Below are 24511 nucleotides of genomic sequence, written 5' to 3'. Positions count from 1 at the left end.
GGTCTCCGATGAGGGTTTTTGTGGCCCGGATTATAGGAGGGGCAGGATGCAGTGGCTCGTGCGTTTTTGTTTTGTGCTTCCTCTAATTTTCTGATTGTGGCGCATCCCGGTGCCGTCGCTCCCGGGGCGAAAGGGGTGCCGGCCACCAAGGTCAGAACATCAACTCAGCACTCCACAATATTCACAGCCAACCCACCCCGCGCCGTTTCCTTGTACTTGGTCTTCATGTCCGCCCCGGTTTCCCGCATCGTCTTGATCACGGAATCGAGCGACACGTAGTGCGTGCCATCCCCGCGCAGTGCCATGCGCGCGGCGTTCACCGCCTTCACGGAAGCCATTGCATTGCGCTCGATACAGGGAATCTGCACCAGTCCGCCCACTGGGTCGCACGTCAGACCGAGGTTGTGCTCCATACCGATTTCGGCAGCGTTTTCAACCTGCGCCGGCGTACCCCCCAGCACCGCCGCCAGCGCCCCTGCGGCCATCGAACACGCCACGCCCACTTCACCCTGGCACCCGACCTCGGCACCGGAGATCGACGCGTTCATCTTGTAGAGCATGCCGATCGCGCCAGCCGTGAGCAGAAAATCCACAATACCGTTGTCGTTCGCACCGGGCACAAAGCGGTCGTAGTAGTGCATCACCGCCGGGATGATGCCCGCCGCACCGTTGGTCGGCGCCGTCACCACACGCCCACCTGCAGCGTTCTCTTCGTTGACGGCGATGGCGTACAGGTTCACCCAGTCGATCACCGACAGCGGGTCGGACAGTGTGCGCTCTGCCTGCCCCGTGAGCCGTGAATACAACTCAGCCGCGCGACGGCGCACGTGGAACGGCCCAGGCAGCTCCCCTTCGGTGCGGCAACCGCGCGCTACGCATGCCTGCATCACGTGCCAGATGTTGAGCAGACCAGCACGTACCTCGGCTTCGGTGCGCCAGGTCAGTTCGTTTTCCAGCATCAGGCGGGCGATCGATTTACCCGTCGATTCGCACATCGCGAGCAGTTCTTTGCCGCTGCGGAACGGGTGCGGCAGTTGGTCATGCGCCGACAATACTTGCGTATTCGCCGCACCGGCCGTGACGACAAAGCCACCACCCACTGACAGATACCGCGCCTCACGCAGCCGCTCACCAGCCGAATCGAAAGCGTGGAACTTCATGCCGTTCGGGTGCTCGGCCATTGCCTCGCGTCGGTAGAACGCGATGTGCTCCTTCTCGGTAAAGCGCACCGCGTGACGGCCCAGCAGCGTCAGCGACTGCGCAGCGCGCAGCGCGGCCAGCTTGGTGTCGATGGTGTCGGGATCGATGGTGTCCGGCGCCTCGCCCATCAAGCCGAGGATCACGCCGCGATCCGTGCCGTGGCCCTTGCCGGTGGCACCGAGCGAGCCGTACAGCTCCACGCGCACGCTGGCCACTTGTGGCATCAGCCCATCGGCTTCGAGGCCGGAAGCAAACATCAGCGCGGCACGCATGGGGCCGACGGTGTGCGAGCTGGACGGGCCGATGCCAATCTTGAAGAGGTCGAAAACAGAAACAGCCATGGGGTAAGGCTCCGGGGGGCGTTAAAGAGGGCAAGTCGGCTTGTGGCCACTTGCGCCGGGTGGTTGTGTGCCCGTTGTCACCGGCAATGATGCGCCGATCAGCGTGCCGCGCACAGCGCCAGCCAATCGGGCGCAGTGGCGGCTAGCCGTTCGGCCAGCGGGCGGTAGTTCGGGTCTAGTCGCGCGGCCTGCCAGTAGAGCGTGCCGGCGCTCTTCGGCTCCCACGTACCGGAGAAGCCGGGCAGGCCCGCATCGGCGCGCTTCTTGTCGAACGCGACGTGCGAGTGGACGTATTCCTCATGCGTGCGGCTGCCGTCCGCATACGGCACGAGCCAGTCGATGGCGGCAGCGAGCGTGGCGCCGTTGCGCGCCCGCTCGCGCAGCCAATGCTGGCCGAATGGCTGCACGGCAATCGCGGCCATGGTCAGCGGCTCCAGATCGTAGACAACGTAGTGCAGCGCATCGCGGTCTTCAAAGTCCTCCACCGAGCCGTCGGGGCGAACGTTGTTGGCAAGCTGCTGCAGGAATAGGCGATGTGTCTGTTCGATCAGCGCGTGGTCACCCAGCGCGGCGGCCGACATCGCCATCAGCTTGATGCGGTGGCTCTGCCAGTTGTTGATCCACGTGTGGGACAGCGGCTGGCGAGCCGCCTCCGTGCGCGAGATGTAGCCCTCGGCCAGCGCACGCAGGAAGCGTTGCGTCTCTTCACGCGTGCCCGGCGTCAGGCCGTCGCGCGCGAGCGTGTAGGTCTGGATCAACGCATCGAACTTGGTTTCGTCGATCGGGTTGAAGCTCGGCACGTAGGTGCCGACCCACGCGTGCAGGAAGATGTCGACCTGCTCGGCGAAGCGCTTGTCGCTGGTGAGGCGCCAGGCCAGCGCGGCATCGCGCATCACGGGAAAATCACGCGCGGCGACAACGGATTCATCGTAGATGCCCTGGTGCGGCAGCGTGCCTTCGGTATGCAGGCGCGGCAGCGGATGCGGAGTCTGCCCAAGATGCTGCGTCGCGCGGGCGATCAGTTTGGCGGCAGCGGGGTCACCGGACTGCGCAGGCGAAACGCTGCACCAGTCGCGCACCGAACCTATCGGGCCATGTGCACCGGCATACACAGATGCAGCAGCTCCCGCTTGTGTCGGCGAGCACGCACCGCACACCGCAACAGCGGCAGCACAGGCAAGCTGGCGAAGGAGCGGGGCGCGGTGGAGCATCGGCATGGAAGGGCCTCATCGATCAGGTGAACGGTCGTCACCTGACTTGGCGAGGCGCCTGAAAGCGTCGGTTGTGAGAACGGGTGACAGCGATTGCGCCCAGTGACATGTGACGCGGCAACCGGCTAGAGCACCGGTTGCCGCGTCACCTCAGGCCCGTCTTCAGTCTTGCGCGTACTCGCTCATCGGCACGCAGGCGCAGAACAGGTTGCGGTCACCGTAGACGTTGTCTGCACGGCCGACCGGTGGCCAGTACTTGCGCGCGCGCAGCGATGCCACCGGGTAGGCGGCCTGCTCGCGCGTGTACTTGTGCTGCCAGTCATCGGCCATCACCACGTTGGCGGTGTGCGGCGCGTGCTTGAGGGGGTTGTCTTCGCGGTCGAATTCGCCCGAGATCACCTTGTCGACTTCGCCGCGGATGGCGATCATCGCGTCGATGAAGCGGTCGAGTTCCACCTTCGGCTCGCTCTCGGTCGGCTCGATCATCAGCGTGCCCGGCACCGGGAAGCTCATCGTCGGTGCGTGGAAGCCGAAGTCCATCAGGCGCTTGGCGATGTCTTCGTTGCTGATGCCCGATTCCTTCTGCAGCGGACGGATGTCGAGAATGCACTCGTGCGCCACGAGGTCGTGCGCCCCCGTGTACAGCACCGGGTAGTACGGCGAGAGCCGCTTGGCGACATAGTTGGCCGACAGGATGGCCGTCTCGGTCGCAGCCGTCAGGCCCGCCGCGCCCATCATGGCGATGTACATCCACGAGATCGGCAGGATCGACGCCGAACCGAACGCGGCGGCCGACACGTTGCCGATGTTCTGGCTGGCATCTTCCCCCGATGCTGCGCGACCCGGCAGGAACGGCGCCAAGTGCGCACCCACAGCCACCGGACCAACGCCTGGGCCGCCACCGCCGTGCGGAATGCAGAACGTCTTGTGCAGGTTCAGGTGCGAGACATCGCCGCCGAAGTGGCCCGGTGCGGCGGTGCCGACCATCGCGTTCATGTTGGCGCCATCCACGTACACTTGGCCGCCGTGGCTGTGCACGATCTCGCACACGCGCTTCACGCCTTCCTCGAACACGCCGTGCGTGGACGGGTACGTGATCATGATCGCGGCGAGGTTCTTGCTGTGCTCGGCGGCCTTCTTCTCCAGATCGGCCAAGTCCACGTTGCCGCGCTCATCGCAGGCGACCACGACGACCTGCATGCCGGCCATCTGTGCCGACGCCGGGTTCGTGCCGTGCGCCGATGACGGGATCAGGCACACGTTGCGGTGGCCTTCGCCGCGGCTGGCGTGGTAGGCGTGGATGATCAGCAGGCCAGCGTATTCGCCTTGCGAGCCGGCGTTCGGCTGCAGGCTGATGGCGGCGTAGCCGGTGGCGGCGCACAGCATCTGTTCGAGCTGGTCGATCATCTCGCGGTAGCCCACGGTCTGGTCGGCCGGTGCAAACGGGTGGATGTTCGAGAACTCGGGCCACGTCACCGGCAGCATCTCAGCGGTGGCGTTGAGCTTCATCGTGCACGAGCCCAGCGGGATCATGGTGCGGTCCAGCGCCAGGTCCTTGTCAGCCAGGCTGCGCAGGTAGCGCAGCATTTCGTGCTCGGAGTGGTGCGCGTTGAACACCGGATGCGTGAGGTACGCACTCTGGCGCACCAGCGAAGCCGGGTAGGCATCGGCCACGCCCGCTTCGGTCTTGTCGAAATCCGGTGCGGTGGCGTGGGCCGCGTGCGCAAAGACGTCCCACAGCGCAATCACATCGGCGCGCGTGACCGTCTCGTCCAGCGAGATGCCCAGACGTGCGTCGTCGATCTGGCGCAGGTTGATGCCATGTGCCTGCGCAGCGATGTGCAGGTTGGCCGTGCGCGGGCCGGTGGCGACCGTCAGCGTGTCGAAGAAGGCATCGGCTTCCAGCGTGTAGCCGATCGCGCGCAGGCCGGCGGCCAAAGTGGCGGTCAGGCGGTGCACGCGCTGGGCGATGCGCTTCAGGCCTTGCGGGCCGTGGTACACGGCGTACATCGATGCCATCACGCCCAGCAGCACCTGTGCGGTACAGATGTTCGAGGTGGCCTTCTCGCGGCGGATGTGTTGCTCGCGCGTCTGCAGCGCGAGGCGATACGCCGGGTTGCCTTGCGCATCGACCGTCACGCCAACGAGGCGACCGGGCATCGAGCGCTTGAACGCATCGCGCACGGCCATGTAGCCGGCGTGCGGGCCACCAAAGCCGAACGGCACGCCAAAGCGCTGCGTGTTGCCGATCACCACGTCGGCGCCCCATTCGCCCGGCGCGGCCAGCAGCGTGAGCGCCAGCAAGTCAGCCGCGGCAACCACCAGACCGCCGGCAGCATGCACGGCGTCGGTCAGCGCTTGGTACGTCGCCAGATCGCCCAGCAGCGCACCGTTGGCGCCCGGGTATTGCAGCAGCACGCCAAAGGCATCGTGCTTGGCAGCGTCAGCAGCGGGGCCGGTCACCACTTGCACGCCGATCGGCTCGGCGCGCGTGCGCACGACTTCCAGCGTCTGCGGCAGCACGTCGTCGGCCACGAAGAACACGGTCGACTTCGACTTGCCGATGCGCTGCAGCAGCGTCATCGCTTCCGCAGCGGCGGTGGCTTCGTCCAGCATCGACGCGTTGGCGATATCCATCGCCGTCAGGTCGATCACCATCTGCTGGAAGTTCAGCATCGCTTCCAGGCGACCCTGCGAGATTTCCGGCTGGTACGGCGTGTAGGCCGTGTACCAGGCCGGGTTCTCGAGGATATTGCGCAGGATCACGCCCGGCGTGTGCGTGCCGTAATAGCCCTGGCCGATCAGGCTCTTGACCACGCGGTTCTGCCCAGCGATGCCGCGCAGCTTGGCCAGTGCGGCTTCTTCGGTCAGCGGCAGCGTGAATTCGCCCAGCGGCATGCCGTCTTGGCGGCGGATGGCGGGCGGGATTACGGCGTCGATCAGCGCAGCGCGGCTGGCGTAGCCCAGCGTGCTGAGCATGGCGGCCTGCTCTTGGGCAGACGGGCCAATGTGGCGGTGCGCGAAGGCGTCGCGCGCCTCCAGGTCAGCCAAGGTGGGGCGTTCGGCAGCAAGCGCCGAGGAAGCGGGGTGCGGAGCGTTCATGGCAAGGGCTCGAAATTCAGGCAAAAAGCCGATGCACGGGTCAGGCGCATCGGCTGAAGAGGCGTTACGCGCCGATCGATTTTGCGTAATCGTCAGCCGACAGCAGAGCACTCACATCGTCGATGTTGGTTGGCTTGACCTTGAACAGCCAAGCACCATAAGCGTCGCCGTTGATCGACTCGGGGGCATCGGACACAGCGGAATTCGCCTCGATGATTTCGCCCGAGACCGGTGCATAAATATCGGACGCTGCTTTGACCGACTCAACGACAGCGACCGTATCGCCAGCGGACACGGCCTTGCTAACTGCCTGCACTTCCACAAACACGATGTCGCCGAGTGCATCTTGTGCATGGTCGGTAATGCCAACGGTCAGCGTGCCGTCGGCTTCAACGCGGACCCACTCATGGGACTCGGTGTACTTCAGATCGGCGGGCAGATTGCTCATGAAAGGTTTCTCCGGAAGATTGGGATGATGGGAATTCGGGTTCAGCTGACCAGCGCCTTGCCATTGCGCACGAACGGCAGTTTAACCACAGACGCGGTCAACTTGCGGTCGCGGATCTCGACCTGCACGTCGGAGCCGATGGTCACATCCTTGGGCAGGCGGGCGAGTGCAATGGACAGCGACAGGCTCGGGCTGAACGTGCCGCTGGTGATCTCTCCATCACCAGCAGGCGTGATGACTTTCTGATGGGCGCGCAGCACGCCGCCCTTGTCGCGCAGGATCAGGCCGACGAACTGCTCACGCTGGCCGCCGGCTTGCAGCGCAGCCTTGCCGATGAAGTCGCGCTCGCTTTGCAGGTCAACCGTCCAGGCCAGGCCCGCGTCCAGCGGCGAGACATGCTCGTCCATGTCCTGCCCGTAGAGGTTCATGCCGGCTTCCAGGCGCAGCGTGTCGCGCGCGCCCAGGCCCGCCGGGCGTACACCGGCTTGCTGCAGGCGCTCCCACACGCCGGCGATCTGCGCGGCGGGCACCACCAGCTCGAAGCCGTCTTCACCGGTGTAGCCGGTGCGGGCGACCATGATTTCGCCCGCGCCATCCACGGTGACGAAGCCGGCGTTGAACGGCTTGAGCGCCTCGCCCACGGCCTGCGTGCCGGGCAGCGCGGCGTAGGTCTTGGCGCGGGCGTTTGGGCCCTGCACGGCCAGGATGCCCAGCGGCTCGGCGCCAGCGTTATTGTCGGAGCGCCGCGGCGTAATGGTCACGCTGGTGCCGGCGGCTTCGTTCTGCGCGACGATCCATTCGAGATCAGTCGGCGCGGTGCCGGCGTTCACGACCAGGCGGAACCAGTCTTCGCGGAAGAAGTAGACGATCAGGTCGTCGATCACGCCGCCCTTGGGGTTGAGCATGCAGCTGTAGAGCGCCTTGCCCGGGGTTTGCAGCTTGTCGACGTTGTTGGCGAGCAGCCCGCGCAGGAAATCGCGCACGCGCGCGCCGGTGAGGTCGACCACGCACATGTGCGAGACGTCGAAGATACCGGCGTCTTGGCGCACGGCGTGGTGTTCTTCGATCTGGGAGCCGTAGTTGACGGGCATGTCCCAGCCGCCAAAGTCGACCATGCGGGCGCCCAGCGAGCGGTGGATGGCATTGAGCGGCGTGTGTTGGAGCGTCATGGAATCTCTCGGCTGAAGCGCCGCCACTGTGGCCGGGCGCGGCGCGTTATTCGGGACCAGAAAAGCAAAAAGGCCACCCGCGCAGCCTGATGCCTCATGGTGACGCCATGAAGATGCAAGCTGCGCAGATGGCCCCTCTGTCCTTGGTACCTGAGAGATTGCGAGGCGCGGTGCACATAGCGGTGTGCGCCGGCTCGTGAGCCCCTTCGGTGGGCGCCTGCAGTGGTCGTGCAGCGCCAGCTCTCCAGAGTGCGGTCAGACGCATGTCCGGCCGATCCACCCGGTCCTGGATGCCTGAGAGTTTTCGGGTGCTACCCCTTCGGCGGCGCCTTGCCGTGTGCGGCGGGCACGCTCTCCCGGATGGATGGGCGGAATTTACGGAAGGGGGCTGGGATTGTCAATTAGGGGAGGAGAGGGGGCATTCACCCTGGGAAAACGAAAGCCCCAAAGACAACGGCCACCCCCTTGGGCATCGGCAGTCTCGCCTTGCCCCGGGTGTGACCGGTGTGCGGGTCGTTGGAAAACCGTGATCAGTTGCCGATCTGGCGGCTGACTTTATTTTCCTGCTGGTTCAGGGTGCGCTGTTCTTGCTTGGTGATGTGACCGCCATTCTGGGCGGCCATGTCGCGCTCTTCCTGGCGGATCTGGTGATCTTCCTTGTGCAAGGCCTTGGCTTGGCCCTTGGTGATTTCGCCTTCCTTCACTTCGTTGTGGATGCGCTTGTCCTGGTTGGCCAGGCGGTGGTTGACTTCAGCACGACGCGGGTGATCCTTCTGCCACTGCGTTTGTGCGAAGGCGCCGGTGGTAGCGGACAGGGCGACGGCCGTCACGGCCAGGACTTTGACGATGCGGTTCATGATTTTCCTCCGGTGGGCGGCTGACGGATTCAGCCGCTGTCCTGTCTATAACGAACCGCTTGGGCCGCAAGCTTACCGCCATCGTGTAACCATGCGTAAGCCGTGTAACGGCCGCGAGCGAAACGAGGGGCGCAAACGAATGCGGCGGCCATGTGAGGCTGTACCCTCAAAAAAAAGCGGGCGCGCGGTTGAGGCCGCGCGCCCGTTTCACTTCACATGACCACGTAGGTGACTTACCAGCCGTAGCCGGCGCCCACGCCAACGTTGTACTCAGAGCCGCCGGCGGTGGAGCCGCCAATCGTCACTGTGGCGCGCGAGCCAATCTTGCGTTGGTAACCAATCGCCAAGGCAGCCTGTCCGCGATACACACCCGTACCGACCGCCATGCGGTTATCGGTCTGAAGACCGGCCGCGCTAGCCACCATGGTGGACATGGCAGCGTTCATGGCGCCCAGGCGGTTCACCTTGGTATCCAACTGGCCCACTTGACTCTGCAGATTGCCAACGCTGCTCTGAACGTCGGCAACCTTCGCGTCTACGCGATCGAGCTGAGCCTTGTTGACGGCATCGGTGTCTTGCGTGCCAGCCATCACATTGGTAATGATGCGCTCATTCCCGAGTGAGCCGACGGACACCGTACCCGCGCGATCGGCCACCGAATTGGCGCCCAGGGCCACGCTGTTATCAGCCTTGGCCACAGCGTTCGCACCGGTTGCCGTCGAGCCTTGGCCGCTGGCTACCGCGTTGGCACCTGATGCCGTGGCGTAGTTGCCCGAGGCCAACGCATCTTCCTTCACACTAGCGTTGCCGCCAGCACCCGTACCGACAAACTTGGGGTTATCTTGGCCAATGCCACGCCCCCCATCAGCCAGCGAGAACAGGCGATTGTCCAGATTGGAGAGCGCATCGCCCACGCTGTTATGTGTCGAGCCATCAAGGAATGAATACGTCGGCGCAGTCCACACACCACCGCTAAACGACGCGCCGCCGCCAAGTGCACCAGCGACGGTATTGAGCTGGCCGAGGTTGACGGCATCCGTGGCTACCATGCCATCCGCCACATTCTGCAGCCGCACCGCCGCACCGCCATTGTTGAACGTAACGCTGGTCTTGGTGGCGTCGTCGTAGAGCACCGCATTGGCCACGTTACCGTGGTCATCAACCAGGCCTGCGTCCTTGAGCTGGCGCACGTTCACGGCATCGGTGTCATCGGTGCCGGCAGCGACATTCTTGAGCTGCGTTGCCGCGCCACCTCTGTTGAACGTCACGGTGCCCTTGCTGGCGTCGTCGTATTGCACAGCGGTGCTGGCCAGTGCGTCAACCGCGCCTTGCACGCCCTTGATCTGGCTGACGTTAGCAGCATCGGTGTCATCCGTGCCTGCCGTAACGTTGGTCAGCTTGCGGGTGATGGTGTTGCCGTCGGTATCCTTGCCCGCAAAGCTCACGTTCGCGCCGGCGGTGTCCTTGGCGACCGTGATGTCGGATGTGGCATCCGCTTGCTGCACCAGGCCGATCGAGCCGTTGCCGATCTGCGTGCTCAGGTTCGTAATGTCCGTGGTGTTCTGGCTGGTACGGCCATCCAGGTTATTCAGTGCGTCACCAACGTTGTTGAAGTCTTGCTTGGTTGCATCAGTGGTGCTGGTGGCCAGCGAGTAGGTTGGCGCAGTGATCTTGCCGTCATCGCCGACGGTCGAGCCACCACCCAGTGCATTCGACACTGCTGTTGCGTTGGAGGCGTTTAGCGTGTTGGCCGCCGCGATGTCCGAAGCGGCTTGCTCAGCCGTAGTCTTGACGCCATTGAGTTGGCCAACGTTGACGGCGTCGGTGTTGTCGACACCATCCGCCACGTTCTTGAGGTGAACCGCATCACCGCCCCTGTTGAGCGTGATGGTCGACTTGCTGGCGTCGTCGTAGATCACCGCATTGGCCACGTTACCGTGGTCATCAACAAGGCCTGCGTCCTTGAGCTGGCGCACGTTCACGGCGTCGGCGTCATCGGTGCCGGCAGCGACGTTCTTGAGCTGCGTTGCCTCGCCACCCCTGTTGAACGTCACGGTGCCCTTGCTGGCGTCGTCGTATGTAACGGCGGTGGCTTCCAGGTTGCCGACACGGCTTTGAGCTTGGTTGGCGTCGCTCGCGGCTTGCTCAGCCGTAGTCTTGACGCCATTGAGTTGGCCAACGTTGACGGCGTCGGTGTCATCCGTGCCTGCCGTAACGTTGGACAGCTTGCGGGTGATGGTGTTGCCGTCCGCGTCCTTGCCGGCTAAGTTCACAGCGTCACCATCGGTGTCTTTTGCTACGGTGATCTCAGCGCCAGCCGTGGCCTGCTGGACCATGCCGGCCGTGCCGTTGGTCAGGTTGGTGATGTTGGTGGTGTTGTTGACGATGCTGGCGGCGTTACCCTTGATCCGGTCGTCCAAGTTGCCCAGCGCGCCTGGCACGGTGGAGTACGTTGTGCCTCCCCTGCTGTCTGCGCCTAGCGTGTAGACCGGGGCAACAACTGCACCTGTCAGGCTGTTGATACGCCCACCGAGCGCGGTGAGCGTGCCATTGAGTTGATTGACGGATACGGCATCGGCTGGATTAAGGCCATTTGCGATGCCAGTAAGGCGACGATTGTCGTTGGCTCCGCTTGTGAAATCGACCACCGTGCCGGTAACGCCACGACCAATATTGATCGCCCCCCCATCGTCCGGCTGCTCAATCAGAGTTTGCGCCATCGCCCCTGGCGCGGAAAGCAATGCTGCGCTCGCGATCAGCGCGGCGCCAACTGCTCGCACAACGGAACGTCCCTTGCCGTGCCCACGTGCGGTTTCCGAAACCGCCGTCCATACGCCGGTGGCGTTGTTGCGAACAACACGATATGCCTTGTTCATGTCAATAACTCTGCAAAAGTAGAAGTGAAATTCGGTGTCGGTAGAACGGTCTATCGACGATCGCAGAGTCTGTCGAAATTGATAAATCAGTTCCGTTGACTTATGTGTGTATCGCAATAAGTTATGGAATTCATGAAATCAGAAAATTCCCATGTGGAGCCGGGTATTGTGAAGCTCACTTTATGTGAGATCGAAGATTTTATGTAATGTGCCATTGGTAAACCGGCCGACCTTTCGACACAAGAATTCTCAAATATGGGAAAACTCTTATTTTCAAATTTGACGCTGACCAATAAATCAACGTTGTATTGAACATGGGAAAATTTGACTTAAAAGTGCGTGATCATCGATGTTCTTGATGTACGCATGGCCTCCGGTAACGCTGCCAGTCGTAACGCCCCTGCGTGCTACCATCGACTTCCGCTGTACCTTCCCGCCCGCTTTTCTCCGCCTGCCCCCATGTCTTCTGGTCTCGCCCACGGGCTCAATGCTGCCCAATCCGAAGGTGTGCACTACCTCGATGGCCCCTGCCTGGTGCTGGCCGGGGCGGGCTCCGGCAAGACGCGCGTGATCACACAGAAGATCGCGCACCTGATTCTCGACAAGGGCTTCGAGCCGAAGCACATCGCCGCCGTCACGTTTACGAACAAAGCGGCCAAGGAAATGCAGGAGCGCGTGGCCAAGCTGATGGAGGGCCAGACGCGCGCCGACGGCAAGCGCATCCCCATCAAGCAGTTGACGGTGTGTACGTTCCACTCGCTGGGTGTGCAGATCCTGCGGGCTGAGGCCGAGCATGTGGGCCTGAAGCCGCGCTTCTCGATCATGGATTCGGACGATTGCTTCGGCATGATTCAGGAGCAGCTGGCCACCACCGACAAGCAACTGATCCGCCGCGTGCAAAGCACGATCTCGCTGTGGAAGAACGGTCTGGTCGACCCGGAAGAGGCGATTGCCGAGGCGCTGGCCAATAACAACGTGGATGACCACCAGGCCGCGCTGGTCTACCGCAACTACGTCGCCACGCTGCATGCGTATCAGGCGGTGGACTTTGACGACCTGATCCGCATTCCTGCCGAGCTGTTCGCGCGCAATGAAGACGTGCGCCTGAAGTGGCAGAACCGCCTGCGCTACTTCCTCGTCGATGAATACCAAGACACCAACGCCTGCCAGTACCAGTTGCTGAAGCTGCTGGCGGGCGGCTCGCACCTGCGTGCGCCGGCCTTCACGGCCGTGGGCGACGACGACCAGGCCATCTACGGCTGGCGCGGCGCCACGCTCGACAACCTCAAACTGCTGCAGACGGATTTCCCAAACCTCAAGGTCATCAAGCTGGAGCAGAACTACCGCTCCACAGTGCGCATCCTGAACGCCGCCAACGCGGTCATCGCGCAGAACCCCAAGCTGTTCGAGAAGACGCTGTGGAGCGAGCATGGCATGGGCGACGCCATCAACGTGATCAGCGCCAACGACGAGGAGCACGAGGCCGAGAGCGTGGTCTTCAAACTCTCTGCGCACAAGTTCGAGCGGCGCGCGCAGTTCCGGGATTACGCGATCCTGTATCGCGGAAACTTCCAGGCGCGGCTGTTCGAGCAGATCCTGCGCCGCGAGCGCATTCCGTATGTGCTCTCGGGCGGGCAGAGCTTCTTCGACAAGGCTGAGATCAAGGATTTGTGTGCGTACCTGCGGCTGATTGCCAATGCGGATGACGACCCCGCGTTCATCCGCGCGATCACCACGCCCAAGCGTGGCGTGGGCAATGCGACGCTGGAGGTGCTGGGTTCATTCGCGGGGCAGGCCAAGGTGTCGCTGTTCGAGGCGGCGATGATGGGCGGGATTGAGGCACAGCTCGCGCCGCGTCAGTTGGAACCGCTGCGTGTGTTCTGCGAATTCATCGTGCGGCTATCGGACCGCGCCGCAAAGGAACCCGCCGGCACGCTGCTCGACGAGATGATGGAAGGCATCCACTATGAGGCCTACCTGTACGACACCTACGACGAGCGCCAGGCCCAGAACAAGTGGACCAACGTGCTGGAGTTTCTCGACTGGCTCAAGCGCAAGGGCACCAAGCCGGAGAAACAGGACAGCGAAGAGGCCACCGGTTTCGACAATGCCGATGGTTTGATGGACGAAGGCAAGAACTTGCTCGAACTCACGCAGACCATCGCGCTGATCAGCATGCTCGAAGGCAGGGAAGAGGACCCGGATGCGGTGCGCCTGTCCACGCTGCATGCGAGCAAGGGGCTGGAGTATCCGCACGTGTTCCTGGTTGGCGTGGAAGAAGGCATCCTGCCGCACTGCCGTGAAGACGATGATCTGACCGACGAGAAGATCGAGGAAGAGCGCCGGCTCATGTATGTGGGCATCACGCGCGCGCAGCGCAGCCTGCATATCAGCTGGTGCAAGAAGCGCAAGCGGGCGCGGGAAACGGTGGTGTGCGAGCCGTCGCGCTATATCGCGGAGATGAAGCTTGGCGATGATGCTGGGCCAACGCCTGAGGACTCTATGCCGGCGATGTCGCCTAAGGATCGGTTGGGCGCGTTGAAGGGGTTACTGGCGGCTAAAAAACCCGTGGCGACTTGAACCGGAGGCGGTCCACCCCCTATTCATCTCCAGCCAGGGGCCGAAAGGGGGCTGACCACCAAGCGCCTCAATCAATTCCCCGCCCCCTGGATGTAGTTCAAATCCACAAACTCACTCCCCCGATTCCCCCGAGTGAAATCCAAGGTAAATCCCCCCACATCCACCCGCGTCTGCAACGCGCGCCGCAGTTCAGCACCCGCCACCTTCCCGCCCACTGCATTCATCGCCTGAATCAGATACGTCGCGGCGATGTAACCTGACAATGTGGCCCCAGACGGCGGCTCATCCAGAAACTGCTTCATGCGTGCGATATGTTCGCGCGTGATCCTCGTGTTGCCGACAGCGGGGTTGGGTACGGTTTGCGCGAGCAGCATGCCGCCGCTGTAGCCGGTGCCGAGAATCTCGCGTGCCACCTGCGGGTTGACCGACGAGAGCCCGACCAGGAAGCCATACCACCCGTGCTGCGCCAGCGCGCGACCGACACTGGCATAGGCGAGGGTATCGCCGGCGACGATGATGGCGGTCGGTTTGGTCGGGGCGATGCGCGCGGCCAGTTCACCCGGATCACCCGTGAGCGTGTAGAGGTCGAGCGCTTCCGCTGCCTCACCTTTCGCGGACGTCGCGCCGGCGAGCGTGTTGCGCAGGCGCGCGCCGAGTTGCGGATCGAACCCCGCGGTGGTGACCAGTGCAATGCGCCGCATGCCGAACTGGCGCAGGCGGTTGTGGGCGGCGATGATCTCGCGGTCGTAGTCGGGGCGAATGAACCAGACGTTGTCAGAGGCGGATGTGGCACCCGAGAGCGGCGCCAGCAGCGGCACATTGCGCCGCGCGATCTCAGGAGAAGCCGTCAGCCCGGGCAATAGGCGTTCGCTCACGCCGAAGAGCACTTCCACGCGATCGCGCTCGATCATGTCGATGGCCTGCGGCACGGCTTCGGCCTGTTCGACTTCGCGGCGGATCAGGCTGATGCGCCGGCCCTTGATACCACCGCTCAGGTTGGCCGCATCAAACGCGACCTTGGCGCCAGCCATGAAGTCGCGCGCGTAGTCGGCCTGGGCGCCACCGCGCTCAACCAACTGCCCGACGACAAGCGTGGAATTGCCTTGCGCATGCGCCGTCAGCGTCACAACGGCGGTTGCGCAGGCGAATACGCACGCACAGCGGCGTGCCAGTGTCTGCCACATCATGCTTCCCCCAAAGACGAATCGACGGCGCGTTGCTCTTGTTATGACCGGCCTGGCAGGGAGGTGCGCACCAATCGTCGATGTTAGGCGGCTGAACGTGACAGATCAGTGAAGTTAAGCCCCTCCCGATGGAGGGATCGGCGCGTTTGAACCCGCATTGACCGACGTTGACACATATCAACGCGCCGCCGGGAGTGCAGGAATAGCATCAACCGTCGCCCTCGCACCCCACCGCCCCATGTTCCCCTTTGCTCAACCGGCCGCCCAGGATGCGGCTGCCAATGACACCGCCTTCCGCTGGTCTGCCCCGCAGGTGCGGGCGCTGGCGCAGCGTTTCGACACGCATGGTCCGCGCTATACGTCGTACCCGACAGCGGACCGCTTCCACAACGGCTTCAGCAACGCGGCGTACCTCGACGCACTGCACCGACGGGCCGCGATTGCGCCGGCGCTGCATGCGCCGCTGTCGCTGTACATGCACCTGCCGTTCTGCGCGAACCTCTGCTACTACTGCGGTTGCAACAAGGTCATCACCAAAGACCACTCGCGCAGTGCGCGCTACATCCGCGCCCTGGCACAGGAGATGGCGCTCGTGGCCGAGCACATCGGCCCACTGCGCCGCGTGAAGCAACTGCACTGGGGTGGCGGCACGCCAACCTTCCTCACGCACGATGAGATGCGCGCCGTGATGGCCGCCACGCGTGCGCATTTCGATCTGGCGCCTGACGCGGAAATCTCCGTCGAACTCGACCCACGGCACGCAGACGACGCCACGCTGGCGGTGCTCGCTGATCTCGGCTTCAACCGCGCCAGCCTCGGTATTCAAGATTTCGACCCGGATGTGCAGCGCGCCATCCATCGCATCCAGCACGTGGAAGACACGCGCCGCGTAGTGGACAGCGCGCGCCGCCTCGGCTTTGAATCGATCAGCTTCGATCTGATCTACGGCCTGCCGCATCAACGTACCGAGACGTTCAACGCGACACTGGACTGCGTGCTGGAGATGGCGCCGGATCGGCTGTCTGTCTACAGCTACGCGCATCTGCCGCACCTGTTCAAGCCGCAGCGCCGCATTGACCTCCTTGCGCTACCGACGGCCGACGAGAAGCTCGACCTGCTGGCCATGACGGTGGAGCGCCTGGTGGACGCGGGCTATGTCTACATCGGCATGGACCACTTCGCGCGGCCGGACGATGCCTTGGCGATTGCGCAGCGCGAAGGGCGGCTGCAGCGCAATTTCCAGGGCTATTCCACGCATGCCGATTGCGATCTGCTGGCCTTTGGCGTGTCCGCCATCAGCCGCGTGGGCGACGTGTATGCGCAGAACGAAAAGGATCTCGACGCGTACTACGCGCGCATCGACGCCAACGAGCTGCCGGTGCTGCGCGGCCTGTCGCTCACGCCGGACGACCACGTGCGGCGTGCGCTGATTGGTGAACTGATGTGCGGGTTCGAGTTGGACATGCGCGCGTTCGGCGCCACGCACGGGTTGGACTTCAAGGGGACCTTTGCCGAAGAACTGGAGGCGTTGGCGCCGCTGGAAGAGGCGGGCCTGGTGAAGGTGGGTGACGAGCGCATCCTCATCACGCCGCAAGGGCGGCTGCTGGTGCGGCGCATCGCCATGGTGTTCGACGCGCATCTGCGCGCCGTTGGCACCGAGCGCGCGGTCGAGGCGGAGGGCAAGCCCGTCGCCTTCGTTCCGCGCTACTCCAAGGTGGTCTGATCGACCTTAAGCCGTTGCTGGTTCCTGCGCAGTCGTTTCCGTTTGCGCCGTCGCGACGGTCTGCGGCCAGACTTCGGCCAGACGCAGCAGGTTGGTCGAACCTGCCTGACCAAACGGCATGCCCGCCGTGATGGCGATTTGGTCGCCCGACACGGCAAAGCCCTCGCGGGCGGCAGCACGGCAGGCCGCATCCACCATTTCATCCACGCTGTGCACGTCGGCGCTTACGGTGCTGTGCACGCCCCAGGTGATTGCCAGACGGCGCGCCGTATCCAGACGTGGCGTGATGCTCACGATGGGCGCCAGCGGCCGCTCGCGTGCGGCGCGCAGGCTGGTCTTGCCGCTGGACGTGTAGGTGACCGTGGCCACCGCGCCCAGGATGTGCGTCACGTCGCGCAGGGCCGCGCAGATGGCGTCCTGGCGCGTCGGTAACGGGGCCTGATGTTGTGCGTCGATCAGGTTGCGGTACAGCGGATCGCGCTCGGTTTCGGCAATGATGCGGTTCATGATGCTGACCGCTGCCACCGGGTGCTTGCCGCTGGCCGATTCAGCCGAGAGCATCACCGCATCGGTGCCGTCGTACACAGCGGTTGCCACATCGGATGCTTCGGCGCGCGTCGGCACCGGCGCTTCGATCATCGATTCCAGCATCTGCGTAGCCACGACCACGGGCTTGCCGTGCTGGCGTGCGAGGCGCAGGATGCGCTTCTGCACGCCGGGCACACGCTCGGGCGGCAACTCCACACCCAGGTCGCCACGCGCCACCATCAGTGCGTCGGAGGCCTGCACAATGTCTTCCAGGTGCAGCAGCGCGGCGGGCTTCTCGATCTTGGAGAGCAGGCCGGCGCGGTCGCCGATGATCTCGCGCGCGGCGATCACATCCTCGGCGCGTTGCACGAACGACAGCGCAATCCAGTCCACGCCCAGCGACAAGGCGAACTCAAGGTCGCGCAGGTCTTTCTCGGTGAGTGCGGGGATGGGGATCACCGCATCGGGCACGTTCACACCCTTGCGATCCGACAGCGGGCCGCCGTCGACCACACGGGTGACGATAGCGGTCGGATCAGCGGCTTCCACGGCCAGGCGGATCTTGCCGTCATCGAGCAACAGGGATTGGCCCGGCGCGGCGGCAGCGTACAGCTCGGGGTGCGGCAGGTGCACACGGGTGACATCGCCCGGCGTCGGGTCGCGGTCGAGCACGAAGCGCTCGCCGTTCTTGAGCGTGACGCGGCCCTCGGCAAACGTGCCGATGCGCAGCTTCGGGCCTTGCATGTCGGCCAGGATGCCGATGGGGCGACCGGTTTCGGCTTCCACTGCGCGCACGGCGTCGTAGCGCTTGCGGTGATCTTCGTGCGAGCCGTGGCTGAAGTTCAGGCGAAAGACGTCTGCACCGGCGTCGAAGAGGGCGCGGATGGTGTCTTTGTCGCTGCTGGCGGGGCCGAGGGTGGCGAGGATTTTGGTGTTGCGGAATCGGCGCATTGCTTGTTGCTCCGGTGTGGGCTGGTGCTTGCTGCGTTTGCGGACCTGGGTGGTCCATCTCTGGTTTCAGCCCCGGCAGGGGACGAAAGGGAGGCGCACTACCAACGCTAAAACAAAACTGCCACTACCCGAAGGCAGCGGCAGCATTCACAACTTAGGCAATGTCGTGGTTCGACATGATCTCAATCGCACGGCACAGCGCCGAGTGATCCTGCTTGCCCAGACCGTTAGCGGAGCAGGTGTTGAACAGCTCCTGTGCAGTCGCGGTGTTCGGCAGTGCCACGCCCAGCGCCTTGGCACCTTGCAGCGCCAGGTTCAGATCCTTCTGGTGCAGTTCAATGCGGAAGCCCGGATCGAACGTACGCTTGACCATGCGCTCGCCATGCACTTCCAGGATGCGCGAGTTGGCAAAGCCGCCCATCAGTGCCTGACGCACCTTTGCGGGGTCGGCGCCGGCCTTCGATGCAAACAGCAGCGCTTCCGACACGGCCTGAATGTTCAGCGCCACGATGATCTGGTTGGCCACCTTGGTGGTCTGGCCATCGCCGTTGCCGCCGACCAGCGTGATGTTCTTGCCCATCAGTTGGAACAGCGGAACCACGCGATCAAACGCCGCTTGTTCACCGCCGACCATGATCGTCAGCGAGGCAGCCTTGGCGCCCACTTCGCCACCCGACACCGGGGCGTCCAGGTATTGCGCGCCGGTCTTGTTGATGCGCGAAGCGAAGTCCTTCGTCGCGATCGGCGAGATCGAGCTCATGTCGACCACGATCTTGCCGGCAGCAGCCTCCTTGCCGGCGTCCTTCAGCGCCTTGGCGACGCCCTTTTCGCTGAACAGCACGGCTTCAACGTGCGGGGTGTCCGGCACCATGACGAAGATGATGTCGGCACGCTTGGCGACTTCCTCGGCGCTCGTGCAGACCGTCACGCCAGCTTCCACCAGCGTGGCCGGGGCCGGGTTGACGTCGTGCACGAACAGCGTGTGGCCAGCGGCGCGCAGGTGGCCTGCCATGGGGGCGCCCATGATGCCGAGACCGATGAAACCGAGGTTGAGTGCGTTTGCCATGGTGAGGGATCTCCTTGGTTTAAATGTTGGTGGTTTGACAGGCGAGCCGGTGGCCCACCTTCTTTAGCCCCCGGGGAGCGATGAACGCACCCGCCGGGTCAAGGCGAACAGAAAATCAGGCGACGTGATGCGCGGCGCGCCAGCCCAGGCCTTCCACGGTCCCGGCCTTGGGCTTGTACTCACAACCAACCCAGCCCTTGTAGCCAATCTCATCCAGCCAGCGGAACAGGAACTGGTAGTTGATCTCGCCCGTGCCCGGCTCGTTGCGGCCCGGGTTGTCGGCCAGTTGCACATGCTTGATCTTGTCCAGATGGCGCTTGAGCGTGTTCGCCACTTCGCCTTCCATCCGTTGCATGTGATAGATGTCGTACTGCACGTACAGGTTGGACGCATCCACGTCGTTGATCAGGTCCAGTGCCTGCTGCGTGCGGTTCAGGTAGAAGCCCGGAATATCAAACGTGTTGATCGGCTCGATCAGCAGATCAATCTTCTCGGCCTTCAGTGCCTTCGCTGCAAACTTCAGGTTCTCCACCAGCGTCTTGCGCGCAACGTCTTCGCTCACGCCTTCGGGGCGAATGCCCACCAGGCAGTTGAGTTGCTTCACGCCGAGCACCTTGGCGTACTTGATGGCTTCGCCCACGCCGTCCTGGAACTCGCTCACGCGATCGGGCAGCACGGCGATACCGCGCTCACCGCCGTCCCAGTTGCCGGCCGGCAGGTTGTGCAGGACCAGGTCCAGTTGGTAGCTGTTCAGCTTGTCGGCAATCTGGTCTGCATGAAACGCGTAGGGGAACAGGAACTCCACACCGCGGAAGCCCGCACGCGCGGCGGCTTCGAAGCGGTCGAGGAAGGCCTGCTCGTTGAAGAGCATGGTCAGGTTGGCTGCCAGCTTTGTCATGTTTTCTCCTTATCGGACGGTGAGGGAAAGGCGTGTCGTCTCGCGTTGTCTTACGCGGTGGCGCCTTCTTCAGCGACGGTGTCTTCCAGGTCGAGCACCTCTTCAAACTCGACCACGTTGTCGATCTCGGTGCCCATGGCGATGTTCGTCACGCGCTCGAGAATCACTTCCACCATCACCGGCACCGAGAACTCGGCCATCAGCTTGCGAGCCTGCGCGAAGGCCGGTTCGATGTCTTCCGGCTTGAACACGCGGATCGCCTTGCAGCCAAGGCCTTCCACCACCTTCACGTGGTCCACGCCGTAGCCGTTCAGCTCAGGGGCGTTCACGTTGTCGAAGGCGAGCTGGACGCAGTAGTCCATGTCGAAGTTGCGCTGTGCCTGGCGGATCAGGCCCAGATACGAGTTGTTCACCACCACGTGGATGTACGGCACCTTGAACTGCGCGGCCACCGCCATTTCTTCGATCATGAACTGGAAGTCGTAGTCACCTGAGATGGCCACCACGTCGCTGTTGGGCGAAGCCACCTTCACGCCGATTGCGGCGGGGATCGTCCAGCCCAGCGGGCCTGCCTGGCCGCAGTTGATCCAGTGGCGCGGCTGGTTGACCGACAGGAACTGCGCAGCAGCAATCTGCGACAGGCCGATCGTCGACACGTAACGCACGTCGCGCGGGAAGAACTGGTTCATCTCGCGGTACACGCGCTGCGGCTTGACCGGCACGTTGTCGAAGTCCGAACGACGCAGCATCGTGCGCTTGCGCTTCTGCACGTCAGCGTTCCACGACTTGCGGCACGGCAGCTTGCCGGCGGCCTTCAGCTCGCGAGCGACTTCAATGAACTTCTCCAGTGCGGCACCAGCGTCCGACACGATGCCCAGGTCCGGACCGAACACGCGGCCGATCTGGGTCGGTTCGATATCGACATGGATGAACTTGCGGCCCTTGGTGTAGACGTCGACGCTGCCCGTGTGGCGGTTGGCCCAGCGGTTGCCGATGCCGAACACGAAGTCCGAAGCCAGCAGCGTGGCGTTGCCGTAGCGGTGCGAGGTCTGCAAGCCGACCATGCCGGCGTTGAGCGGGTGATCATCGGCCAGCACGCCCCAGCCCATCAGGGTCGGGACTACGGGCACGTTCACCAGTTCGGCAAACTCGACCATCAGCTTGGCTGCGTCAGCGTTGATCACGCCACCACCGCACACCAGCAACGGGCGCTCGGCTGCGCACAGCATCTCGATGGCGCGCTCGGCCTGGGCACGCGTGGCCGCGGGCTTGTAGACCGGCATCGGGCTGTAGGTGTCGATGTCGAATTCAATCTCGGCGACTTGCACGTCGAACGGCAGGTCGATCAGCACCGGGCCCGGACGGCCGGAGCGCATCAGGTGGAACGCTTGCTGGAACACGCGCGGCACCAGTGCCGGCTCACGCACGGTGACGGCCCACTTGGTGACCGGCTTGGCGATCGACTCGATGTCGACGGCCTGGAAGTCTTCCTTGTACAGGCGGGCGCGCGGTGCTTGGCCGGTGATACAGAGGATAGGAATCGAATCCGCCCAGGCCGAGTACAGGCCGGTGATCATGTCGGTGCCTGCGGGGCCCGAGGTGCCGATACACACGCCGATGTTGCCGGGTTCGGCACGGGTGTAGCCTTCGGCCATGTGCGAGGCGCCTTCAACGTGGCGGGCCAGCACGTGGTCGATGTTGCCGGCCTTACGCAGGGCCGAGTACAACGGGTTGATGGCGGCACCGGGCACGCCGAAGGCGGTGGTGATGCCTTCTTTTTCCATCACCGCAACTGCGGCATCAATCGCTCTCATCTTCGGCATGGTGTGTCTCCAGGAAGGGGAAGGTGGGAATAGGTTTGAGCTGATCCTATTCCCGCATGCCGATATGGATAAACGCAGCTTTCGTCAGTTGATTGCTAACTCTGCATATCGAATGATTTTGCGTGCCGCAGCAATCGGCAGGCAGGCAACCTGTCGGAAACACCCATCCCAAGCCAATTTCACCCGATTTTGTGCAACGCAAAATTTCAATGGCGCGCGTAACCATTGATCACATCACTGACAGTCATTTCAGTCATTCGTCACAGGTGATATGCGCTGGATAGCACCAATCCGCGTACGGAATCCTTCATAAAATGGTCTGACATTGCGAACTGGAATGATGGAATGGACAAGCTCAAGCAGATCGAAGCGTTCATCGCCGTGGTGGAGCACGGCAGCATGGCCGCGGCCGCGCTCACGCAGGACGTGACGCCCGTCATGATCGGCCGCCGCATCAACGCGCTGGAGGCGCGCCTGGGCGTGAAGCTGCTGCATCGGTCCACGCGGCGCATTGCGGTGACGGAGCAGGGCGCGGTGTTCATGGAACAGTGCAAGAAGGCACTGGGCGAACTGGACCGCGCCGAGCTGCTGGTGGCCGAAGGCCGCCACAAGGCGACGGGCCACCTGATCGTCTCCGCACCGGCTGCGTTTGGCCGCAAGCACGTTGCGCCGCATGCGCCGGACTTCCTGCGCGCCAACCCGGACGTGCGCTGCTCGTTCAACCTGACCGACCGCGTGGTCGATCTCGTGCGTGAGGGTTACGACGTGGGCATCCGCATCGGCGGGGCGATCGACCCGAACTTCGTGGCGATCCGCCTGGCGTCGAACAAGCGCGTGGTGTGCGGCACGCCAGCGTACTTCGCCAAGCACGGCGTACCCCGCACGCTGGATGACCTGGAAAAGCACAACTGCCTGGCCTTCAACCTGCAGGGTGGCCAGCAGCGTGGTTGGTACTTTCAGCAGAACGGCAAGGCGGTCACCGTCAAAGTGAGCGGCAACCTCGACTGCAACGACGGCGAACTGCTGCACCGCTGGATGGGCGAGGGCCTGGGCCTCGGCTGGCGTTCAACGTGGGAGATTCAGCCCGAGCTGGAATCCGGCGCGCTGATGACGGTGCTGGATGACTACGCACTGCCCGACTACGACATCCTCGCCGTGTATCCGCAACAGCGGCCGGTGCCGGCGAAGATTCGGTTCTTTATCGAACACCTGAAGGCGGTGTATGGGCAGGCGGGGTATTGGTCGCGCGCTAGCTGACGCGCCGCTCAGTCCGCAATGACGACGCGTCCCTGCGTCAGATCCCGCAACGTGACGCGCGCCGCTGCCTCATCCGTCACCGGCAGCCGCACGGTGAGCGTCACGCCTGCATCGTAGCCGGCATCGACCAACGCATAGCCGCCGTCGTCGATCCAGCGGCGGATGCGTGCTTCATCGGCGTAATCGGTGGCTAGGGTGAGGGTGGTGTTGGCGATGCGCTCCACACGCTCGGCTTGCATGAGGGCGGTGGCAATGGCATCCGTGTAAGCGCGCACCAGGCCACCCGCGCCCAGCTTGACGCCGCCGAAGTAGCGCACCACGGCGCCCAGCGTGCCATCGAGGTCGTGATGGCGCAGGACTTCGAGGATGGGGCGGCCCGCGGTGCCAGACGGTTCGCCATCATCGGACATGCCGGATTGCCCACCGGCCAGCAGCGCCCAGCAGACGTGCGTGGCTGCCGGATGCTCAGCGCGTAGACGTGCAACGACCTCCATGGCAGCAGCCCGGTTTTCGACCGGCACGGCCCATCCAATGAAACGGCTCTTCTTGATTTCCAGCTCGACAGAGACTGGCGCACGCAGCGTATACGTCGGCACGCGCGTGTCAGGCGAGAAGGGCGGCAACGAGGTCCGTCGCGCGGCCGCCCGGTGATTCGAACTTGAGCGAGGCCTCGGTGTGCGCCATGTGTTCTTCCATCAGGGCGATGGCGCCTTCCACGTCGCCACGCTTGGCGGCTTCCAGAAAGGCGGTGTGCTCGTCGGACGAGCGCACGGCGTCGTAGGTGGACTGGTACATCATCGTGATGACCGAGCTGCGCGCGGAGAGCTCGCGCAGCATTTCCTTGAGCACGCTGTTGCCGACCACGTCAGCCAGCAGCAGGTGGAAGTCGGCCATCAGGCGGTTGCGGCGCGGGACGTCGGCGATGCTGCCACTGGCCGCCACCTGGTGTTCTTCGGCCAGGTGTTTTTCCAGTCGCTTGTAATCAGCCGGCGTGGCTTTGGCGATGAATTCGCGCACCAGTGCCACTTCCAGCACACGGCGCACGGCAAACACCTCGCGTGCCTCGGTCTCGTCCGGCTTGGCCACAAAGGCGCCACGGTCCGGCTCCATGCGGATCAGCTTGTCCTTGGCCAGCATCAGCAGCGCCGCGCGAATCTTGGTGCGGCTGACGCCGTAGACCTTCGCCAGCGCTTCTTCGCGCAGCTTGGTGCCGGGCGGCAGCCGGTGCGCGACGATCGCCTGGGCGATGTCGTCGGCAATGCCTTCGGAGGAGATGTCGGCGGCGGTGGTTTCGGTC

17 protein-coding genes and 2 riboswitches are annotated in these 24511 nt (G+C 63.8%); of the genes, 3 read left to right on the top strand and 14 right to left on the bottom strand.

Annotation, left to right across the window (positions count from 1 at the left end; genetic code table 11):
- Nucleotides 1–164: 164 nt before the first annotated feature.
- From JHD73_RS12900 to JHD73_RS12870, 7 genes are all read right to left on the bottom strand, one after another.
- Entirely contained in the window at nucleotides 165–1541 is a 1377-nt protein-coding gene (locus JHD73_RS12900) for an L-serine ammonia-lyase (RefSeq protein WP_199030666.1), read from the bottom strand.
- 98 nt (nucleotides 1542–1639) lie between these two features.
- Nucleotides 1640–2758 carry an alginate lyase family protein gene (locus tag JHD73_RS12895; RefSeq protein ID WP_199030665.1) on the bottom strand — a complete coding sequence of 373 codons (1119 nt, stop codon included), beginning with the start codon at nucleotides 2756–2758 and terminating at the stop codon, nucleotides 1640–1642.
- Nucleotides 2759–2914: 156 nt separating this feature from the next.
- Nucleotides 2915–5854 carry an aminomethyl-transferring glycine dehydrogenase gene (gene gcvP, locus JHD73_RS12890; RefSeq protein WP_199030664.1) on the bottom strand — a complete coding sequence of 980 codons (2940 nt, stop codon included), beginning with the start codon at nucleotides 5852–5854 and terminating at the stop codon, nucleotides 2915–2917.
- A gap of 64 nt (nucleotides 5855–5918) precedes the next feature.
- A complete protein-coding gene (gene gcvH, locus JHD73_RS12885) occupies nucleotides 5919–6302 on the bottom strand; it encodes a glycine cleavage system protein GcvH (protein WP_199030663.1) in 384 nt (127 codons plus the stop codon).
- 41 nt (nucleotides 6303–6343) lie between these two features.
- Nucleotides 6344–7471 (bottom strand): glycine cleavage system aminomethyltransferase GcvT, encoded by a 1128-nt coding sequence (gene gcvT / locus JHD73_RS12880; protein WP_199030662.1) that lies wholly within the window; start codon nucleotides 7469–7471, stop codon nucleotides 6344–6346.
- A gap of 127 nt (nucleotides 7472–7598) precedes the next feature.
- Nucleotides 7599–7729: riboswitch (glycine riboswitch) on the bottom strand.
- Between the two features lie 13 nt (nucleotides 7730–7742).
- Nucleotides 7743–7840: riboswitch (glycine riboswitch) on the bottom strand.
- A 161-nt stretch (nucleotides 7841–8001) separates the two neighbouring features.
- Nucleotides 8002–8328, bottom strand: a complete 327-nt coding sequence (locus JHD73_RS12875) for a hypothetical protein (protein ID WP_199030661.1) — start codon at nucleotides 8326–8328, stop codon at nucleotides 8002–8004.
- Nucleotides 8329–8561: 233 nt separating this feature from the next.
- Complete coding sequence (locus tag JHD73_RS12870) at nucleotides 8562–11204, bottom strand: ESPR-type extended signal peptide-containing protein (protein WP_199030660.1); 2643 nt, start codon at nucleotides 11202–11204, stop codon at nucleotides 8562–8564.
- A gap of 459 nt (nucleotides 11205–11663) precedes the next feature.
- Between JHD73_RS12870 and JHD73_RS12865 the strand changes: the two genes are divergently transcribed.
- Entirely contained in the window at nucleotides 11664–13784 is a 2121-nt protein-coding gene (locus JHD73_RS12865; protein ID WP_199030659.1) for a UvrD-helicase domain-containing protein, read from the top strand.
- Nucleotides 13785–13855: 71 nt separating this feature from the next.
- Here JHD73_RS12865 and JHD73_RS12860 read toward each other — a convergent pair whose 3' ends face one another.
- A complete protein-coding gene (locus tag JHD73_RS12860) occupies nucleotides 13856–14968 on the bottom strand; it encodes an ABC transporter substrate-binding protein (protein ID WP_199030673.1) in 1113 nt (370 codons plus the stop codon).
- Nucleotides 14969–15206: 238 nt separating this feature from the next.
- Here JHD73_RS12860 and hemN point away from each other — a divergent pair, with 238 nt between their 5' ends.
- The gene (gene hemN / locus JHD73_RS12855; RefSeq protein WP_199030658.1) at nucleotides 15207–16691 is read left to right on the top strand and encodes an oxygen-independent coproporphyrinogen III oxidase; all 1485 of its coding nucleotides are present in this window, start codon (nucleotides 15207–15209) and stop codon (nucleotides 16689–16691) included.
- A gap of 6 nt (nucleotides 16692–16697) precedes the next feature.
- On the opposite strand, the gene pyk is transcribed toward hemN, so the two are convergent.
- From pyk to gcl, 4 genes are all read right to left on the bottom strand, one after another.
- The gene (pyk, locus tag JHD73_RS12850) at nucleotides 16698–18170 is read right to left on the bottom strand and encodes a pyruvate kinase (protein WP_199030657.1); all 1473 of its coding nucleotides are present in this window, start codon (nucleotides 18168–18170) and stop codon (nucleotides 16698–16700) included.
- A 154-nt stretch (nucleotides 18171–18324) separates the two neighbouring features.
- Nucleotides 18325–19236 carry a 2-hydroxy-3-oxopropionate reductase gene (glxR, locus tag JHD73_RS12845; protein WP_199030656.1) on the bottom strand — a complete coding sequence of 304 codons (912 nt, stop codon included), beginning with the start codon at nucleotides 19234–19236 and terminating at the stop codon, nucleotides 18325–18327.
- A 115-nt stretch (nucleotides 19237–19351) separates the two neighbouring features.
- Nucleotides 19352–20134, bottom strand: coding sequence for a hydroxypyruvate isomerase (gene hyi, locus JHD73_RS12840; protein WP_199030655.1), 783 nt, complete (start codon nucleotides 20132–20134; stop codon nucleotides 19352–19354).
- A 50-nt stretch (nucleotides 20135–20184) separates the two neighbouring features.
- Nucleotides 20185–21957, bottom strand: a complete 1773-nt coding sequence (gene gcl, locus JHD73_RS12835; protein WP_199030654.1) for a glyoxylate carboligase — start codon at nucleotides 21955–21957, stop codon at nucleotides 20185–20187.
- Between the two features lie 345 nt (nucleotides 21958–22302).
- On the opposite strand from gcl, the gene JHD73_RS12830 reads away from it, so the two are divergent.
- On the top strand, nucleotides 22303–23214 hold the full coding sequence (locus JHD73_RS12830) for a LysR family transcriptional regulator (RefSeq protein ID WP_199030653.1): 912 nt from the start codon (nucleotides 22303–22305) through the stop codon (nucleotides 23212–23214).
- 8 nt (nucleotides 23215–23222) lie between these two features.
- Here the strand turns inward: JHD73_RS12830 and JHD73_RS12825 are convergent, their stop codons facing one another.
- Nucleotides 23223–23810, bottom strand: a complete 588-nt coding sequence (locus tag JHD73_RS12825; protein WP_199030652.1) for a YigZ family protein — start codon at nucleotides 23808–23810, stop codon at nucleotides 23223–23225.
- Nucleotides 23811–23817: 7 nt separating this feature from the next.
- On the bottom strand, nucleotides 23818–24511 hold a 694-nt coding region (locus tag JHD73_RS12820; protein ID WP_233176939.1), incomplete at its 5' end, for a GntR family transcriptional regulator.

Source organism: Ralstonia sp. ASV6, from assembly GCF_016429285.1.
GTDB lineage: Bacteria > Pseudomonadota > Gammaproteobacteria > Burkholderiales > Burkholderiaceae > Ralstonia > Ralstonia flaminis.
The sequence above is the reverse complement of the archived record's forward strand: the minus strand, read 5'-3'. Positions and strand labels throughout refer to the sequence as shown.